At 72.5% G+C, this 18,529-nt stretch carries 16 protein-coding genes; 10 read left to right on the top strand and 6 right to left on the bottom strand.

The window, feature by feature from the left end; all coding sequences use genetic code 11:
* Nucleotides 1-307: 307 nt before the first annotated feature.
* Nucleotides 308-1,792, bottom strand: a complete 1,485-nt coding sequence (locus AMK19_RS30655) for a flotillin family protein (protein WP_073818055.1) — start codon at nt 1,790-1,792, stop codon at nt 308-310.
* Nucleotides 1,793-1,978: 186 nt separating this feature from the next.
* Nucleotides 1,979-2,179: a hypothetical protein gene (locus AMK19_RS30650; RefSeq protein ID WP_073818087.1), complete on the bottom strand. Its 201-nt coding sequence runs from the start codon at nt 2,177-2,179 to the stop codon at nt 1,979-1,981.
* A 277-nt stretch (nt 2,180-2,456) separates the two neighbouring features.
* Between AMK19_RS30650 and thiC the strand changes: the two genes are divergently transcribed.
* Nucleotides 2,457-4,238 (top strand): phosphomethylpyrimidine synthase ThiC, encoded by a 1,782-nt coding sequence (gene thiC / locus AMK19_RS30645; protein WP_073818052.1) that lies wholly within the window; start codon nt 2,457-2,459, stop codon nt 4,236-4,238.
* A 59-nt stretch (nt 4,239-4,297) separates the two neighbouring features.
* Here thiC and AMK19_RS30640 read toward each other — a convergent pair whose 3' ends face one another.
* Nucleotides 4,298-4,720, bottom strand: coding sequence for a nuclear transport factor 2 family protein (locus AMK19_RS30640; RefSeq protein WP_073818048.1), 423 nt, complete (start codon nt 4,718-4,720; stop codon nt 4,298-4,300).
* A 140-nt stretch (nt 4,721-4,860) separates the two neighbouring features.
* On the opposite strand from AMK19_RS30640, the gene AMK19_RS30635 reads away from it, so the two are divergent.
* From AMK19_RS30635 to AMK19_RS30625, 3 genes are all read left to right on the top strand, one after another.
* Nucleotides 4,861-5,646, top strand: coding sequence for a DUF6585 family protein (locus AMK19_RS30635; protein WP_143200485.1), 786 nt, complete (start codon nt 4,861-4,863; stop codon nt 5,644-5,646).
* Between the two features lie 137 nt (nt 5,647-5,783).
* A complete protein-coding gene (locus AMK19_RS30630; RefSeq protein ID WP_073818042.1) occupies nt 5,784-6,209 on the top strand; it encodes an LppU/SCO3897 family protein in 426 nt (141 codons plus the stop codon).
* A gap of 341 nt (nt 6,210-6,550) precedes the next feature.
* Entirely contained in the window at nt 6,551-7,780 is a 1,230-nt protein-coding gene (locus tag AMK19_RS30625; RefSeq protein ID WP_443135056.1) for a M20 metallopeptidase family protein, read from the top strand.
* Between the two features lie 24 nt (nt 7,781-7,804).
* Here AMK19_RS30625 and AMK19_RS30620 read toward each other — a convergent pair whose 3' ends face one another.
* From AMK19_RS30620 to AMK19_RS30610, 3 genes are all read right to left on the bottom strand, one after another.
* Entirely contained in the window at nt 7,805-8,908 is a 1,104-nt protein-coding gene (locus AMK19_RS30620; protein ID WP_073818039.1) for a hypothetical protein, read from the bottom strand.
* 139 nt (nt 8,909-9,047) lie between these two features.
* Entirely contained in the window at nt 9,048-10,196 is a 1,149-nt protein-coding gene (locus AMK19_RS30615) for a metallophosphoesterase (protein ID WP_241844659.1), read from the bottom strand.
* A gap of 147 nt (nt 10,197-10,343) precedes the next feature.
* A complete protein-coding gene (locus AMK19_RS30610; RefSeq protein WP_073818037.1) occupies nt 10,344-11,501 on the bottom strand; it encodes a LacI family DNA-binding transcriptional regulator in 1,158 nt (385 codons plus the stop codon).
* Nucleotides 11,502-11,788: 287 nt separating this feature from the next.
* Here AMK19_RS30610 and hisC point away from each other — a divergent pair, with 287 nt between their 5' ends.
* The 6 genes from hisC to AMK19_RS30580 all read left to right on the top strand — a co-directional run bounded on the left by hisC (nt 11,789) and on the right by AMK19_RS30580 (nt 18,506).
* On the top strand, nt 11,789-12,865 hold the full coding sequence (gene hisC, locus AMK19_RS30605) for a histidinol-phosphate transaminase (RefSeq protein ID WP_073818034.1): 1,077 nt from the start codon (nt 11,789-11,791) through the stop codon (nt 12,863-12,865).
* A gap of 95 nt (nt 12,866-12,960) precedes the next feature.
* Nucleotides 12,961-14,250, top strand: coding sequence for a TrpB-like pyridoxal phosphate-dependent enzyme (locus tag AMK19_RS30600; RefSeq protein ID WP_073818032.1), 1,290 nt, complete (start codon nt 12,961-12,963; stop codon nt 14,248-14,250).
* 243 nt (nt 14,251-14,493) lie between these two features.
* A complete protein-coding gene (locus tag AMK19_RS30595) occupies nt 14,494-15,915 on the top strand; it encodes an efflux RND transporter periplasmic adaptor subunit (RefSeq protein ID WP_073818030.1) in 1,422 nt (473 codons plus the stop codon).
* Nucleotides 15,912-16,685, top strand: coding sequence for an ABC transporter ATP-binding protein (locus tag AMK19_RS30590; RefSeq protein WP_073818028.1), 774 nt, complete (start codon nt 15,912-15,914; stop codon nt 16,683-16,685). The genes AMK19_RS30595 and AMK19_RS30590 overlap by 4 nt, the downstream gene beginning before the upstream one ends.
* Entirely contained in the window at nt 16,682-17,884 is a 1,203-nt protein-coding gene (locus AMK19_RS30585; protein WP_143200484.1) for an ABC transporter permease, read from the top strand. The genes AMK19_RS30590 and AMK19_RS30585 overlap by 4 nt, the downstream gene beginning before the upstream one ends.
* A gap of 13 nt (nt 17,885-17,897) precedes the next feature.
* Nucleotides 17,898-18,506 (top strand): DUF5666 domain-containing protein, encoded by a 609-nt coding sequence (locus tag AMK19_RS30580; RefSeq protein ID WP_073818025.1) that lies wholly within the window; start codon nt 17,898-17,900, stop codon nt 18,504-18,506.
* Nucleotides 18,507-18,529 lie beyond the last annotated feature (23 nt).

The following is an 18,529-nucleotide window of genomic DNA, read 5'->3' as shown; positions in this document are numbered from 1 at the left end:
AATTATGAGACACGACCTAGCGCCTGTCCGGCCGATCTTGCCGGGCGCGCGACGCCGGATCATCCCGCCTGGACGCACCGGCAAAACATCCAAGTACACCCAGTACGAGGACGTTTCGCCGGCACGCCCAGCCGGGCGCCCGACGCCGTGCGCTGATCCGACAAGATCGACCGGACAGGCCCTAGCGCCTGTCCGGCCGGCGCCGGCCTGCGACCGGTGCCGAGGTTCGCGGAGGCCGCACACGGGTCCGCCCGGGGAGGGGATTCCCTCGCCCGGGCGGACCCGACTGCGTGGTGCCGAGCGCGACCTACTCGGCGCCGGCCTGGATCGGGATGACCTGGGCCGGGGTCGCGGCGGCCTTGGCGGGCTCCGCGCCGCCGGTGGCCGGGGACATCGCGTTGAGCAGCTGGCGGGCCAGGCCGAGGCCGGTGCCGCCCATGGTGAGCGCCTTGGCGAACATCTCGGACATGCCCTCGGCGCCGTTCAGCAGCACCATGTGCTCGACGTTGCCGAACGCGTCCGCGCCGGCCCGGACGATCGCCGGCCAGTTCTCGGCGAGCTGCTGGGCGACCACCGCCTCCTGGTTCTCGGCCAGCGCCGCGGCGCGGGCCTTGATGCCCTCGGCCTCGGCCAGGCCCTGGGCCCGGGTGGCCTCGGCCTCGGCGAGACCCTTGGCCCGGGACGCCTCCGCCTCGGCCAGGCCCTTCGCGGCCTCGGCGGCGGCCTGCGCCTCACCGGTGGCCCGGGTGGCCTCGGCCGCGGCCAGACCGCGCGCCCGGGTCGCCTCGGCCTCCGCGGCGGCGGCGACCTTGACCCGGTTCGCCTCGGCGGCGGTCTTCAGGTCGGTCTCCCGGGACAGCGCCTCGGCGGCGGAGATCCGCGCGTCGCGGTCGGCCTCGGCCTTGGTGCGGGTCTCGTACGCGCGGGCGTCGGCGGGCTTGCGGACGTCCGCCTGGAGCTGCTGCTCCTTGCGGTGCGCCTCCAGCTCGGCGACCTTGGTCTCCTGGACCACGACCTCCTGCCGGGCGGCGGCCTGCGCGAGCGGGCCGGCCTGCAGCGCGCGGGCCGCGGCGGTGTCCATCTCGGCCTGGTAACCGGCCTGCTGGATACCGGAGTTGCGCGTTGCCTCGGCCTTGCGGGCGAACGACTCCTGCTCGGCCTCGGTGGCCCGCCGGTCCGCCTCGGCGGCGGCGATGCGGGCGTCCCGCTGGACGGCCGCGGCGTGCGGCGCGGCCAGGTTGGTGATGTAGCCGGTCGGGTCCAGGATCTCCTGGATCTGCAGCGAGTCGATGATGAGGCCGAGCTTCTCCATCTCGATGCCCGAGGCGGAGCGGGTCTCACCGGTGAGCCGCTCGCGGTCGCGGATCATGTCCTCGACCGTGAGCCCGCCGACGATGGACCGCAGGTGACCGGCGAACACGTTGTGCACGCGCTGGCCCATCATCTTCTGCTGGTCCAGGAAACGCCGGGCGGCGTTGGCGATCGACGCGTTGTCGTCGCCCACCTTGAAGATCACAACCCCCTTGACGTGCACGGGAATTCCCTGCGACGTCACACACTCCACGTCCAGCGCGGCCTCGTTGAGGTCCAGCGACAGCCGGCGCACCGCCTGGACGCCCGGGATCACGAAGGTGCCCCGGCCGGTCACCACACGGAAGCCCAGACCCTCGCCGTGCTTAGAACCCGAGATCACCAACGCCTCGTTGGGTTCCGCCACGCGCCACATCGACTTAAAGAGCACGATCAGGACAATGACGCCGGCGACGGCGCTGCCCGCGATGCCGATCAGCATCGGCAATCTCCCCCTTCGGAGCACACCGGTTCCGTGACTGCGCTTCGGTCCGTGCAGGTTGGCGCGGAAGTCGGTGGCAGCCGCATTCTCCGCCGTTCCGGATCACGGGGGAAGAGCTGAGCCGGGAGGAACTCGCACTGTCCTGAAACCGTTGCGCGGGGTCACCGGTGACGGTCCGGCAGGTGATCAGAGCGGTTCGACGTAGACGGTGCGCGGTGGCTGATATTCGACCACGACGACCATGGTGCCCGACTGCAGCGGCTCACCCGGAGTGGCGAGGTACGCCAGGAACGCCTCGGTGCCCAGCCGCTCCGGGACGTGCACCATCACCTCGCCAACCAGGCCTGCGCCGATCCGCCCCGTCACCCGCCCCATCAGTCCGATCACCTGCACGATTCTCCCACTCCCGGCGAGGAGTGAACAGTTCCGGCCCGCACGGGAGTTGCACGCCGGTGCGGGTGCGGGCCCGGCGATGCGCCCTGGACCGGTGCCGCCGCGTGCCCTACGGTGAGGAACCGAACGCAGGCGGACGACGCCTGCGCGGAACGGGAGCTCGGAGCACCGGGCTGAGAGGGCGCTGACGGTACGCGGATCCGCGAACCACCTGCTGCGCCGACCGCAGGAACCTGACCGGGTAATGCCGGCGTAGGGAGTTGAAGGTCCGATGACCGTTTTTTCCGAGCACAGCTCTGCCCGCGATTCGGCCGCCGGCGGGTACCCCACCCCCGCCTGGCACAAGGCCTACCGCCAGGGAAGCCGCCCCGACCTGCGGGTCCCCTACCGCGAGGTCGAACTGACCGACGGCCGCACCGTCCCGCTGTACGACACCTCCGGCCCGTACACCGATCCCGACCACTCCGCCGACGTCCGACGCGGACTGCCCGCCCTGCGCGACGCCTGGATCCGCCAACGCGGCGACGTCGAGGAGTACGAGGGCCGCGAGGCCCGGCCCGAGGACGACGGCATCAAGCACACCGCGCCCCGCGGCGGCGACCTGCGCAACCTGGACGCCGTCTTCCCCGGCCGCCCGCGCCGCCCGCTGCGCGCCAGGGACGGCCTCGCCGTCACCCAACTCGGTTACGCCAAGCAGGGGTTGATCACGCCCGAGATGGAGTTCGTGGCGCTCCGGGAAGGCCTGGAGCCGGAGTTCGTGCGCGAGCAGGTGGCGCGCGGACGGGCCGTCATCCCGGTCAACGTGAACCACCCCGAGAGCGAACCGGCCATCATCGGCACCGACTTCCTGGTGAAGATCAACGCCAACATCGGCAACTCCGCCGTCACCTCCTCCATCGAGGAGGAGGTGGAGAAGATGACCTGGGCCACCCGCTGGGGCGCCGACACCGTCATGGACCTCTCCACCGGCCGCAACATCCACACCACCCGCGAGTGGATCCTGCGCAACTCCCCCGTCCCGATCGGCACCGTCCCGCTCTACCAGGCGCTGGAGAAGGTCGACGGCCGGGCCGAGGACCTCAGCTGGGAGGTCTACCGGGACACCGTCGTCGAACAGTGCGAGCAGGGCGTCGACTACATGACCGTGCACGCCGGCGTGCTGCTGCGGTACGTGCCGCTCACCGCCCGCCGCAAGACCGGCATCGTCTCGCGCGGCGGCTCCATCATGGCGGCCTGGTGCCTGGCGCACCATCAGGAGAACTTCCTCTACACGCACTTCGAGGAACTCTGCGACCTGCTGCGCGCCTACGACGTCACCTTCTCGCTCGGCGACGGCTTGCGGCCCGGCTCCATCGCCGACGCCAACGACGAGGCGCAGTTCGCCGAACTCACCACCCTCGGCGAGCTCGGGCGGATCGCCCGCGCCAAGGACGTCCAGGTGATGATCGAGGGCCCCGGGCACGTCCCGATGCACAAGATCCGCGAGAACATGGACCTGCAGAAGGAGATCTGCGACGAGGCCCCGTTCTACACGCTCGGCCCGCTCACCACCGACGTCGCGCCCGGCTACGACCACATCACCTCCGGCATCGGCGCCGCGATGATCGCCTGGTGGGGCACCGCGATGCTCTGCTACGTCACCCCCAAGGAACACCTGGGGCTGCCCAACCGCGACGACGTGAAGACCGGCGTCATCACCTACAAGATCGCCGCCCACGCCGCCGACCTCGCCAAGGGCCACCCCGGCGCGCAGGCCTGGGACGACGCGCTCTCCGACGCCCGCTTCGAGTTCCGCTGGGAGGACCAGTTCAACCTGGCCCTCGACCCGGAGACCGCCCGCGCCTTCCACGACGAGACCCTCCCCGCCGAACCCGCCAAGACCGCGCACTTCTGCTCCATGTGCGGCCCCAAGTTCTGCTCCATGAAGATCAGCCGACAGATCCGCGACGAACACGGCGCCGACCTCACCGCCACTGTCGAGGCCGGGATGGCCGAGAAGTCCGCCGAGTTCGCGGCCCACGGCAGCAAGGTCTACCTGCCGCTGGTCGACTGACGCGTCTCGCAGACCCCGCCCCGGCCCGGCCGCAGTGCAGTCCGGGGCGGGGGCGGCGGTCAGGGCCGGTCGCCGAAGATCGCGCGGTGGCCGCGGGCGGTGTCCAGGTACTCGCGGACGCGGTGGATCAGGCCGTCGCGGAGGTCGAAGACCAGGCAGTAGTCGTTGGCGTAGTGGGTGCCGTTGGCGAGCGTCGCGGTCATGGTCTCCTCGACGACGACCCGGTCGCCGTCCGCGTGAATGGCGTGGAAGACGACGGCGACGTCCCGGACGAACAGGCGGGGGAAGTCCTCGGCGAGGAAGTGGGCGATCGCCCGGCGGCCGACCAGGTGGCTCGGGCAGTCCAGCGCGACGGCCGTCGCGTTGCCCGCCGGGGCCAGCCACTCGGCGTCCTCGGTGAACACGGCGGCGATCCGCTCCGCGTCGTGGCCGGCGAAGGCCTTCCAGGCGTGCTGGACGATGTCGCGGCTGTGCCGGGGCATGGTCGCGAGGCCAGGCGGGCGCGGGCCGCGCCACTGGCGGGTTTCGGACCTTGTCACCCCGGGGGAGGGCGGTCCGCGCGGGCCGGGGCGGAGGCAGTACGATCCGTGCCGCCGCCGGGACGACCTGCGGTTTCTTCGTGATGAGAGAGATCCGGATGCAGGACGTCCAGGCACCGCTGGTGCCGGAGCAGGTTCCCGACGAGGTGGCGGCGCTGGCGGCGAGCGAGGGGCTCGGGGAGCTCCGGGCTTCGTTCGGGCCCAAGCGGTTGAGCGGTGCGGCGATGACCGGACTGATCGTCATGTGCCTGGTGGGGCTGGCGCTGTTCGTGCTGCCCGGGCTGATTTTCATCTGGCGGCTGACGCAGGTCCCGAACCTGAACAAGAAGCAGGGCGCGAAGCGCATCCACTGCTTCGAGCACGGGGTGGTGGCGGGCGACCGGGCCGGCCGGCCGGTGGCATTCCGGTGGGACAACGCGGCAGTGCTGCAGCAGATCACCCGGCGGTACGTGAACGGGTTCCACACCGTCACCACCTACCTGTACACGCTGTACCGGCCGGACGGCACCTCGGTCGAGCTGACCGGCTTCTACGCCGACCCGGTGGTCTGGGGCGCGGCCTTCCAGCACGAGATCACCCGGGCCCAACTCCCGGGCATGCTCGACGTGGTGAGGCGCGGCGGGACGGTCCGGTTCGGCGACATCGCGGTCAACGCGGGCGGCGTGGCGAACGCCCGGAGCGGGTCGCTGGCGTGGCCCGAGGTCGAGCGGATCGAGGTCAAGGACGGCACGGTGTTCGTGTCGAAGGCCGGGAAGCTGTTCGGCTGGTCGAACACCCCGGTGCACAAGATTCCGAACTTCTTCGTGTTTCTCGCGGTGGTGGACGAAATGCGTGGATCGGCCGGTGTCGGAACGTTTCCGGGCCATTGACCCTGAGGGTTTGTCAATTCTTTACATCTCGCTTGAATGACGGGCACCCGATTTGGCTGATATGTCGGATAGAAACCAAATCGGATCTGGATAAGGTTCGCGAGCACGTTCGACCTGACCCACTCCAGAGGGAACTCATGAGCAGCCCGCAGCCTCCCCAGACCCCGCCCGCTCCCGAGGCCGGCGGCCCGGCTCCCTTCGAGTACGGCCAGGCCGCGCAGGCCGCCGCCGCGGCGCCCAAGAAGACCCTGGGCAAGAAGCTGATCTCCGGCCTCGGCATCCTGGTCGTGATCATCGTCATCGCAGTGGTCAAGTTCGCCGTCCGCGACGCGATGACCGACAAGCCGGTGCACGCCAAGGTCGGCCAGTGCGTCTCCGTCACCGGCAGCGACAACGACCCGAAGGTCGACACCGTCGGCTGCGACGACAGCAAGGCCACCCACACGGTCGACAAGGTCATCGACAACACCTTCGACACCCACGCCTGCGGCGACGATTTCGACGCGCTCGCCCAGCAGTTGGGCAGCGACAAGTTCGTTCTCTGCCTGACCCCGAAGAAGTAACGCGTAGAAATACGTCGGCCCCCACCGCTGCGGCGGTGGGGGCCGACGCCCGTTCCGGCCCGGTCAGGGCCGGTTGAGGTGCGGGGCCACCGGCTGCTCACCAGGGACGCCACCCGCTGTCGGACGTACTTTCCGACCGTGAGCCCGATCGGCCCCTGACGCGGGGGCAGTCCCCGTGGGTGAGTCGTTGGACGGCCGGGGCGGAGACGACCTGGACGGTGCGGCCGGGGCCGCCGAACGGGTCGGTCGCGGCTGATCCGTGCGTCGCGGGCGTCGGTGGGACGTCGCCGGGTCAGGATGCGGGAGACCGCCCGCTCCCCGACCGTCCTGGAGGCGCACCCGTGTCGACCGACGTCCACACCGACCGCTCCACCCCCGACGAGCTGCGTCGCGCCGCTGCCGCGCTCCGGACCGACCTGGTCGAACTCCGCCGCGACCTGCACCGGCACCCGGAGATCGGCCTCGACCTGCCGCGCACCCGGGCCCGGCTGCTGGCCGCGCTGGACGGCCTGCCGCTGGAGATCGCCCTCGGCGAGCGGCTGACCTCCGTCACCGCCGTGCTGCGCGGCGCCCGCCCCGGCCCGGCCGTGCTGCTGCGCGCCGACCTGGACGCGCTGCCCGTCCAGGAGGAGACCGGCCTGCCGTACGCCTCCGAGGTGCCCGGCGCGATGCACGCCTGCGGCCACGACCTGCACGCCGCCGCGCTGGTCGGCGCGGCCCGGCTGCTCGCCGATCGGCGCGACCGACTGGCCGGCAGCGTGGTGCTGATGTTCCAGCCCGGCGAGGAGGGCTCCGGCGGGGCCGGCCTGATGATCGAGGACGGCGTGCTGGACGCCGCCGGGGAGCGGGTGGTCGCCGCGTACGCGCTGCACGTCACCGCCGCGCAGCTGCCCGCCGGGTACGTCGCCGGCCGGCCCGGCCCGATCATGGCCGCCAGCGACACGCTGCGGGTGGTGGTCCGCGGTCGCGGCGGCCACGGCTCCAGCCCGCACCTCGCCCTCGACCCGGTGCCGGTCGCCTGCGAGGCGGTGCTGGCACTGCAGACCATGGTCACCCGGCAGTTCGACGCCTTCGACCCGGTGGTGCTCACCGTCGGCACCTTCCACGCCGGCACCGTCGAGAACGTCGTCCCCGACCGGGCCGAGTTCGTCGCCACCGTCCGCTCGTTCTCCCCCGCCGCCCGGGAACGGGTGCTGGAGCGGGCCGGCCGGCTGGTGCGCGGCATCGGCGAGGCGCACGGCTGCCAGGTCGACGTGGTGGTGCGGCCCGGCTACCCGGTGACGGTCAACGACCCGGCCGAGGCGGCGTACGCCGAGCACACCGCCCGCCAACTGCTCGGCCCCGACCGGTACGTCGAGATGCCGCACCCGGTGACCGGCTCGGAGGACTTCGGCATGCTGGCCGAGCACGTCCCGATCGGGTACGTGATGGTCGGCGCGTGCCCGCCCGGCACCGACCCGTTCACCGCGCCCTACAACCACTCCCCGCAGGCCTGCTTCGACGACTCGGTGCTCCCCGACGCGGCCGCCCTGCTCGCCGCCCTGGCCCTCGGCCGGACGGCGAGCGGCTGAGCGGCCACCTGCGGGGCGGCACGGTCAGTCGCCGTCCCGCCGCGGGTGGCCCTCCGGGTCGGTGATGCCCTCCGGGCCCGGGCTGGTGAAGTCCGGTGCGGTCCAGTCCGGGTGGCTTTCGGGGCCGGGGGCGGTGAAGCGGGGGCCGTCCTTGCGCTTGCGCCCTTGGTCGTCGGTGAGGCCTTCGGGGCCGGGGCTGGTGAAGTCCGGGCTGCTGTGGCCCGGCCCGGTGAACCCGGACGGGCGGGCCGAGCCGCCCGGGCTGGTGAAGTCCGGTGCGGTCCAGTCCGGGTGGCTTTCGGGGCCGGGGGCGGTGAAGCGGGGGCCGTCCTTGCGCTTGCGTCCCTGGTCGTCGGTGAGGCCTTCGGGGCCGGGGCTGGTGAAGTCCGGGCTGCTGTGGCCCGGCCCGGTGAACCCGGACGGGCGGGCCGAGCCGCCCGGGCTGGTGAACCCCGGGCCCGCGTACCCGGCGCGGCTGAAGCCGGGGCTGTGCAGGTCCGGCGGGGCGGTGCGGGGGCGCGGGACGGCGGTGCCGGGCGCGGCGGCATGGTCGGCGAGCAGCCAGGGCAGCAGGGCGCGTTCGCGCAGCGCGGCGTGCCAGACGGTCCGGGCCTCGGCCAGTTCGACGGACTGCGGCAGGTCGGCGACGGGCGTGCGGGAGGCGTCCCGGCGCGCGGTGAGGACCAGACCGGTACCGCCGATCAGCAGCGCGGCGGCGGCGATGGCCAGCGCCAGCAGCCCGGCGGTGACGGTGGACCGGCCGAGCGCCAGACCGGGTGCGGCGACCCGCAGCAGCCAGCCCAGGATCAGCAGCGCCAGCCCGGCCGACCCGGCCAGCACCGGGGTCAGCACCGTCAGCACCGGGAACAGCCCGGCGCCGGGCGGCGGCGTCCCGTTCGGGCGTTCGGCGAGCGCGGTGCGCAGCTCCAGGTAGCGGACGTACTCGGGGGCGGCCGGCGCGGCGACGGTGTCGGCGTCGGCGAGCGCCCGGGTGTGCAGCTGTTCGGCGGTGAGGTGCGCGCCGGGCGCGGCCAGGGCCTGCCGGACGGCGGGGTCGCGCAACGCTTCGTCGAGCAGCCGGGCGAAGTCGGCGCGGTCCTCGGCGAGCAGGCGCGGCGGGTGGCTCATGGGTACCCCGTTCCGCGAGGTGGACGAAAGGTCGCAGACCTCGATGGTAGGGGCGCGCGGGAGCGCGCCGACAGGCTCTTTCCGGAACTTCGGGACGCTCGGTTCCCTTGCGTCGTCGAGCAGTTGATCGAAGATTCGGTCAGTTGAGCGGCAGCCGGGCGACCAGCAGCCGGCCGTCCATGGTGACGCCGCCGTCCATCGCGATGGCCAGCTCGTCGGCGTAGATGTACGGGCCGGGCACGTGCGGCGGGGTGCCGTCCTCCGGGTGGTCGCCCGTCAGGTACGGGATCGGGCTGTGGCCGTGCACCACCCGGTAGCCGCCGTACATGGCGAGCAGCTCCTGCGCGGCCATGGTGCCGGCCTGGCCGCGGAACGCGAACCGCTTGGTGAACTTGCGGAAGGCGTCCCACCATTCGTCGATGCCCTCGTCGGCGAGCAGCGCGTGCACGGCGTCGTTGACGTCGGCGATGGTCTCGCCGTACTCCAGGTACGCGGTGGTGTCGGAGTGCAGCAGCAGGTGGCCGTCCTCCAGCGCCATCGCGGGCAGCCGGGACAGCCAGCTGATGTGGTGCGGCTGCAGGCGCTCCAGGTCGTGCTGCTGGCCGCCGTTGAGCCGCCAGGCGGCCAGGAACGAGGCGGTGCCGGCGGTGGACTGGACGGCCTCGTCGCCGTAGCGGGCGGCGCCCAGGAACAGCAGTTCGTGATTGCCCATCAGGGCGCGGCAGTAGCCGCCGGCCGAGGCCGCCTCGGCGGCCAGCTGCATCACCAGGTCGATGACGCCGATGCCGTCCGGGCCGCGGTCGGTGAAGTCGCCGAGGAACCACACCCGGGAGCGGCCGGCCGACCAGTGGCCGTCGGCGTCGATCAGGCCCTGCTGGTGCAGCGCGGCGAGCAGTTCGTCGAGGTAGCCGTGCACGTCGCCGATGACGAACAGCGGGCCGGGGCCCTCGCCGGGTTCGGGCTGCGGGTACGGGAAGTGCACCTCGACGGCGGGCGCCGGCTCGATCGGCGGGCCGAGTTCGATGGTCGGCGGGTCCTCGTGCGGGGCCGCCATGGTGGGCGCGTAGTGCCCGGGCACGGGCGCGCTGTCGCCGAACTGCCCGGCGGGGGCCCAGTGCTGCTCCAGGTAGTGGGCGCCGCCGTAGGTGCTGTGGGTGTCCTCGTACTGGTAGCCGACGGGTTCGGCCGGCTCGAACCAGGAGCCTTGGGGGAGCACGTCGAGGTCCTGGCGGGAGCGGATGCCCGAGTGCGGGTGCTCGGGTTCGCGGAAGAGGTCCTCGGGTGTCATTTGCCCATCATAGGAAGCGCACTCTCCCGCCGTCCTCACCTGGTCGGTACTCGTTTTCCCCGTCGACCCGTCGGGCGGTGGATCGGCCGCCCGGTCTGCCCCGGTCCGAGGTGGTCCGGACCAGTGGCGGGCGCGGGCGGCACACGCTCACACCTCGCCCGGCGGACGGGGCGGACTGACCGTGGTGCGCGGGCTGCGGCGCTGCGAGGAGGCCCGCACGATCAGTTCGGTGGGCATCAGGGTGCCGGGCGGCGGGCCCGTCCCCGCGGTGCGGTAGCGCGGCGGGAACAGCCGCCCGGGCACCGATCCCGACCCCGCGTCGACTCCTTCGATCGCGTCGATCAGCAGGTTGACCACCGTGGTGCCGATCCGACGGGGTTTCAGCGACAGTGTGGTGATGGGAGGTTCGGTGTTGGCGTACACGTCGGACTCCGAACAGCACACCAGCAGAAGGTCGTCGGGGACCCGCAGGCCGTAGCGGCGGGCGGCGGCCAGCAGGTCGGTGCCGTTCGGGTCGAACAGCCCGTACACCGCGTCGGGCCGGTCCGGGCGGGCCAGCAGCCGGTCGGCGGCGACCGCCCCGGCGGCCGGGTCGTGGGCCGGGTACGCCTCGTACACCGGCTCCTGGCCGACCCGGTCGCACCAGGCGAGGTACGCCTCGGTGGAGAGCCGGGTGTAGGTGTCGGTGGAGGTGCCGGTGAGCAGGCCGATCCGGCGGGCGCCGGCCTCGCTCAAGTGCTCCAGGATGCCGAGCACCGCCGCCTCGTGGTCGTTGTCCACCCAGGCGGTGACCGGGCAGTTGCCCGGTTTGCCGTCGGAGACCACCGGCACACCGGACCGGTACAGCTCGGTCACCAGCGGGTCCTGGTCGGGCGGATCGATCACCACCGTGCCGTCCAGCGCGATGTTGCTCCACACGTCGTGCCGGGACGACGCGGGCAGCACCACCAGGGCGTACCCGCGGCCCAGCGCGGCGCTGGTGGCGGCCCGCGCCATCTCCGCGAAGTAGGCGAACTCGGTGAACGTGAACGGCTCTTCGCCGTACGTGGTGACGGTCAGTCCGATCAGGCCGGACCGGCCGGTACGCAAGGTCCGCGCGGCGGCGGACGGCCGGTAGCCGAGGCGCTCGGCGACCTCGCGCACCCGGCTGCGGGTCTCGTCGGGGAGGCGACCCTTGCCGTTGAGGGCGTCCGAGACCGTGGTGATGGAGACTCCGGCGGCCGCCGCGACGTCCCGGATGCCTGCCCGTTCCAGGCGCCGTGAGGCGGTGGCTCGGCGACCGTTCTGATTGGCTGCTGCTGTCATGGCGGACCGATCGTATGGCGCATCGCGGCGTTCTGTGACCGGTTCGCTACTGAACGTCGAAGATACGTTTCTCCAAGGACGTCCTCCCGGTGCACCCTTCGACAGCTGCGGTTTTCCAGGCTTATTACCTCTGACATGTGCCAAAGGAACCCGACAGAATGACTGATCTGCACCCGTAACCCGGACGAGCATCTCACCCGCACGGGTGAGGGCGGTCGGTATCGTTCACGGCACCCGACCGGGTTCCGATCGGCACCCGCCGCCGATGAAGAGAAACGGAGAACCCCGTGGTTCAGCGTGAGCACGGCCCGCGCCTGCGGCCGAGCCTGGACGACATCCCCAGCTACAAGCCCGGGAAGCCCGCCGGCGCGGACTCCTACAAGCTCTCCTCCAACGAGAACCCCTACCCGCCGCTGCCCGGCGTGCTGGAGGCCGCGGTCGCCGCCGCCGGCGACTTCAACCGCTACCCGGACATGGGGGTCGGCGCGCTCACCGCCGAACTCGCGCAGCGCTTCGGCGTCCCCGCCGAGCACATCGCCACCGGCACCGGCTCGGTCGGCGTCGCGCAGTCCCTGGTGCTCGCCACCGCCGGCGAGGGCGACGAAGTGATGTTCGCCTGGCGCTCGTTCGAGGCCTACCCGATCATCACGCAGATCGCCGGCGCCACCCCGGTGCCCGTCCCGCTCACCGCCGACGAGGCCCACGACCTCGACGCGATGCTCGCCGCGATCACCGACCGGACCCGGCTGATCTTCGTCTGCAACCCCAACAACCCGACCGGCGCCGCCCTGCACCGCGAGGAACTCGTCCGCTTCCTGGACGCCGTGCCGTCGCACATCCTGATCGTCCTCGACGAGGCCTACCGCGAGTTCATCCGCGACGAGGACGTCCTGGACGGCATCGAGCTGTACCGCGACCGCCCCAACGTCTGCGTGCTGCGCACCTTCTCCAAGGCGTACGGCCTGGCCGGCCTACGGGTCGGCTTCGCCGTCGGCCACGAGCAGGTGGCCACCGCGCTGCGCAAGACCGCCGTCCCGTTCGGCGTCAGCCAGCTCGCCCAGGACGCCGCGGTCGCCTCGCTGCGCGCCGAGGACGCCCTGCTGGAGCGGGTCGAGGCGCTGGTCGGCGAGCGCACCCGGGTGACCGCTGCGCTGCGCGCCCAGGGCTGGACGGTGGTCCCCTCCGAGGCCAACTTCGTCTGGCTGCGGCTCGGCGAGCGCACCCTGGACTTCGCCGCCGCGTGCGCCGAGGCCGGCGTGGTGGTCCGCCCGTTCCCCGGCGAGGGCGTGCGCGTCTCGATCGGCGAGGTGCAGGGCAACGACCTGTTCCTGGGCGCCGCGGAGGCGTTCCGCAAGGGGATCTGACGCCAGGTCAAGAAGGGGGACGGGCAGCACGGTTGCCCGTCCCCTCGGCGTGGAAGGACTCCCGCGGCAGCGATCGCACCGCAGGGGAGAGCCCGTTGAGCCAGCACACCGATTCCACGCCCACCACCTGGTACAACATCCTTCCGGACCTGCCCGAGCCGGTCCCGCCGATGCTGCACCCCGGCACCAAGGAACCGGTCACCGCGGAGGACCTCGCCCCGCTGTTCCCCGCCGAACTCGCAGCCCAGGAACTCGGGGGCCCCCGCGAGGTCGACATCCCCGGCGCGGTCCTCGACCTGTACCGCCGCTGGCGCCCCGCCCCGCTGGTCCGCGCCGAACGCCTGGAGCGGGCCCTCGGCACCCCCGCCCGGATCTACTACAAGTACGAGGGCGGCAACCCGACCGGCTCGCACAAGCTCAATACCGCGCTCGCGCAGGCGTACTACAACAAGCGGGCCGGCGTGACCCGGCTGGTCACCGAGACCGGCGCCGGGCAGTGGGGCAGCGCGCTCGGCCTGGCCTGCTCGTTCCTGGAGCTGGACTGCGAGGTCTTCATGGTCCGGGTCTCCTACGACCAGAAGCCCTACCGGCGGGCCCTGATGGAGACCTACGGCGCCCGCGTGCACGCCTCCCCGTCCGAACTGACCGCCGCCGGCCGGGCCGCGCTCGCCGAGGACCCGGCGACGCCCGGCAGCCTCGGACTGGCGATCGCTGAGGCCGTGGAGTCCCTGGCGGCCGCCGGGGGCGGCGCCAAGTACGCGCTCGGCTCGGTGCTGAACCACGTGCTGCTGCACCAGACCGTGATCGGGCAGGAGGCGATCGCCCAGTTCGCCCGGATCGACGACTACCCGGACGTGGTGATCGGCGCGGCCGGCGGCGGCTCCAACTTCGGCGGGCTCGCCTTCCCGTTCCTCGGCGAGCAGCTGGCGGGCCGCCGGGCCGTCCGGGCGGTCGCCGTGGAGCCCGCGTCCTGCCCCACCCTGACGCAGGGCCGCTACGAGTACGACTTCGGCGACAGCGCCGGCACCACCCCGCTGCTGAAGATGCACACCCTCGGGCACGCCTTCACCCCGCCCGCGATGCACGCCGGCGGGCTGCGCTACCACGGCATGTCGCCGATCGTCAGCCACCTCAAGGAGCTCGGCCTGGTGGAGGCCGTCGCGGTGCCGCAGACCGCCTGCTTCGAGGCCGGCGTGACCTTCGCCCGCACCGAGGGCATCGTCCCCGCCCCGGAGTCCACCCACGCGGTGCGGGTGGCGATCGACGAGGCGCTGGCCTGCCGGGAGTCCGGCGAGTCGAAGGCGATCGTGTTCGCGCTCTCCGGGCACGGGAACTTCGACATGCAGGCCTACCTCGACCACTTCGCCGGGAAGCTGACCGACTGACGCACCGGCTGACGCACCGGCTGACGCACCGGCTGACGCACCGACTGACGCACCGGGCGGGTGAACCCGCGACGGGACTTCGCTGGGAGGATTCTGGGAGCCCGGTCAAGAGCTGGTGGTCCGCCGGTGATCCGGCGGCCCAGCGGCGGGTGGTGCGCACCGATTCGTCCGGATCGCTGGTCCCAGCGGGCGTCCAGCATCCGCACAGGGCGGCGCAAGAGCCCAAGGCGATGCTTCTGCGCCATGAAGGTGCTTCCGCGACGGCGTGGTGCCGTCCTCGTCAACTCCGCGCTCGGCGTGGCCCTGCTGGGCGGGGCCGCGCTGGCGTACACCACCCTGGACGGCGGGACCGGCAAGGCCGCCACCGGCTCCAAGGTCCGCACGGTCACGGTCGCCAAGGGCACGGTCCAGGCCACCGTGTCCGGATCGGGCACGCTGTTCTCTCCCTCCGACGCCGGGCAGGACTTCACCACCGGCGGCCGGCTGACCGCTGTGAAGGTGGCGGTCGGCGACACGGTGAAGAAGGGCCAGGTGCTCGCCACCGTCGACACCACCACCGCCCAGCAGCAGGTCGACCAGGCGCAGTCCGCGCTGACCGCCGCCCAGGCCAACCTGAACAAGGCCGAGGCCGGCGAGACGGTCACCACGACCGTCCCCGGCTCGGCCAACTCGGGCTCCGGCAGCGGCGGTTCGGCCAGCGGCGGTTCGGGCAGCGGTGGTTCGGGCAGCCGCGGCAACTCCGGCGGGTCCGCCGCCGCGAGCACCCCGCAGCCGACCACCACGACCACCGTGAAGGTCGACCAGGCGCAGGTCGCCCAGGCCCAGCAGCAGGTCGACAACGCGCAGACCACGCTGACCAACGCCAAGGCCGCGCTGACCGGCACCACCCTGACCGCCACCACCGACGGCACCGTCGCCTCGGTCTCCGCCAAGGCCGGCGACACCGTCTCCGGCTCCGGCAGCGGATCGTCCGGCTCCGGCAGCGGCTCCTCGACGACCGCCAAGTCCAGTACTGGCAGCGGCAGTTCTAGCACCACCCCGACCGGGTTCATCGTGCTGACCAACCCCTCCGGGATGGAGGTCACCGCGAACTTCTCCGAGCTGGACTCGCTGAAGCTGAAGAAGGGCCAGACCGCCACCGTCACCCTGAACGCGCAGTCCGACACCAAGCTCGACGCCACCGTGCTCTCGGTCAGCTCGCTGCCGTCCAGCTCCACCAACGGCGCCGTGCAGTACGGCGCGACGCTGCAGATCGGCGGCGACACCTCCGCGCTGCGCACCGGGCTGAGCGCCACCATCTCGGTGGTCACCGGCTCCGCCGAGAACGCCCTGTCGGTGCCCACCGCGGCCCTCCAGGGCACCGGCTCCACCCGCACCGCGACCGTGGTGCACGAGGACGGCAGCACCGAACGCGTGCAGGTGGGCGTCGGCATCGAGGGCGACACCACCGCGCAGGTCACCGACGGCCTCACCGAGGGCGAGAAGGTCGAACTGACCGCCACCACCGCGGGCACCGGCAACGGCTTCCCGTCCGGCCAGTTCCCCGGCACGGGCGGCGCCGGCGGCCTGGGCGGCGGTGCGGCGGGCGGCTTCGGCGGTGGCGGCAATGGCGGCGGCCGCAGCGGCGGCAACAGCGGCAACGGCGGCGGGGGTTCGCGCGGATGAGCACCGGCAAGCCCCCGGTGATCCAGATCCGCCGGGTCACCAAGTCCTACGGCCACGGCGACGCCGTCGTGCACGCCCTGCGCGGCCCCGACGGCCCGGACGGCACTCCGCACGGCGTCGACCTGGACGTCGCCGAGGGCGACTACGTGGCCGTGATGGGCTCCTCCGGCTCCGGCAAGTCCACCCTGATGAACATCCTCGGCTGCCTGGACGTGCCCACCGCCGGCCGCTACCTGCTGGACGGCACCGACGTCGGCCACCTCGACGAGGGCCAGCTCGCCCTGGTGCGCAACCGCAAGATCGGCTTCGTGTTCCAGTCGTTCAACCTGGTCCCGCGCACCACCGCGCTCGCCCAGGTCGAACTGCCGCTCGCCTACGCGGGCGTCCGGGCCGCCGAACGCCGCCGCCGGGCGATGGCCGCGCTCACCCTGGTCGGCCTCGCCGACCGGGCCGGCCACAAGCCCAACCAGCTCTCCGGCGGCCAGCAGCAGCGCGTCGCGGTGGCCCGCGCCCTGGTCACCGCCCCCGCGATGCTGCTCGCCGACGAGCCCACCGGCAACCTCGACAGCCGCTCCACCGAGGAGGTGCTGGGCCTCATCGACGGCCTCAACGCGCGCGGCCGCACCGTCGTGATGATCACCCACGAGGACGAGGTGGCCCGGCACGCCAAGCGGGTCGTCCGGCTGGTCGACGGTGCGATCGTCTCCGACGTCCGGCAGACGCCGGTCGACGCACCGCCCCCCGCCCTGGCCGCGGAGGTGGTCGCGTGATCGCCTGGCAGATGATCCGCTTCGCGGTCGGCGGCCTGGCCGCCAACAAGGTCCGCTCCGCCCTCACCATGCTCGGCGTGCTGATCGGCGTCGCCTCGGTGATCCTGCTGCTCGCCGTCGGCAACGGCTCCTCGGTGGCGGTGAAGGAGTCCATCACCTCGCTCGGCACCAACTCGCTGACCGTCTCCTCCGCGGCCTCCCGCGGCTCCGCCACCGCCGCCAAGAAGCTCACCGTGGAGGACGCCGAGGCACTGGCCTCGGCCACCGACGCCCCGGCCGTCAAGTCCGTCGCCCCGGTGGTCACCACCAGCGGCACCGCGCTGTACGGCAACATCTCGTACCAGCCCGGCCAGATCGTCGGCACCTACCCGGCGTACTTCGAGACGGCCAACCAGAAGATCGCCGAGGGCGACTACTTCTCCGCCGACGACGTGCTCAACTCCCGCAAGGTCGCCGTGCTCGGCTCGACCACCGCCAAGGAGCTGTTCGCCGCCGAGGACCCGATCGGCAAGAGGATCACCATCGGCGGCACCCCGTTCACCGTCACCGGCGTGCTCACCGCCAAGGGCTCCACCGGCTTCAACGACCCCGACGACGTGGTGATCGCCCCGCTGCCGACCGTGCAGAACGCGTTCACCGGCTTCGGCTCGGTCAACCAGATCCTGGTGCAGGCGTCCTCCGCCGACACCACCACCGAGGCGCAGTCCGACATCACCCGGATCCTGATGGGCACCCACGCCCTCAAGGACCCCACCAAGGTCGACTTCCGGATCAGCAACCAGACCTCGCTGCTCAGCGCCCGCGAGTCCACCACCAAGACCTTCACGGTGCTGCTCGGCGCGGTCGCCGCGATCTCGCTGCTGGTCGGCGGCATCGGCATCACCAACATCATGCTGGTCACCGTCACCGAGCGGACCAGGGAGATCGGCATCCGCAAGGCGCTCGGCGCGCCCCGCGCCGTCATCCTCGGCCAGTTCCTCGCCGAGTCCACCCTGCTGTCCGTGATCGGCGCCGGCCTCGGCGTGCTCGCCGGAATCGTCGGCTCGCACTTCTCGGTGGTCGGCATCAAACCCGTGGTCATCCCCGAGTCGGTGCTCGGCGCGTTCGCCATCGCCGTCGCCATCGGCCTGTTCTTCGGCAGCTACCCCGCCAACCGGGCCGCCTCGCTGCGCCCCATCGACGCCCTCCGGCACGAGTAGAAGGAGCCCTTTCATGTCGGACGAGCAGGAGCTGCTGGCCACCGCGCCGGACGCCCGCGACATCACCGCCGAGCTGGCCGCGCCGCCCCGCCGCAAGCTCCCCTGGCCCACCCTGGCGCTGGCCGGCGGCCTGATCGCCGTGCTGTCCTTCGCGGGCGGCGTCTGGTACCAGAAGGACAACGGGCCCGCCAACGGCGGCACCCGCGCCTCCGGCGGCCAGCAGTACCCAGGCGGGCAGAACGGCCAGCAGAGCGGCCGCCGCGGCACCGGCCAGGGCGGCTACGGCGGCGGCCAGAACGGCCAGCAGGGCGGCGGCCAGTTCCCCGGCGGCGGCTTCACCCGTGGCACCGTCAAGTCGGTGGACGGCGACACCGTCTACCTGACCGACGCCAACGGGAACACCGTCAAGGTCACCACCGGCGACTCCACCAAGGTCACCACCACCAAGGAGGGCAAGGTCGGCGACCTCCAGCCCGGCCAGAGCGTCACGGTGCTGGGCAGCAAGGGCGCCGACGGCTCCTACAGCGCCACCCAGCTCACCGAGGGCGGCGCGGGCGGCTTCGGCGGCCGCGGCGGCGGCCAGGGCGGCGGCGTCGGCACCGGTGCGGGCCCGACCGGCTGATCGAGCCGATCTTCATTCATTTG

This window comes from Kitasatospora sp. CB01950, assembly GCF_001905465.1.
In the GTDB taxonomy this organism is placed as follows: Bacteria; Actinomycetota; Actinomycetes; order Streptomycetales; family Streptomycetaceae; genus Kitasatospora.
This window is presented reverse-complemented; position numbering and strand designations above follow the sequence as displayed.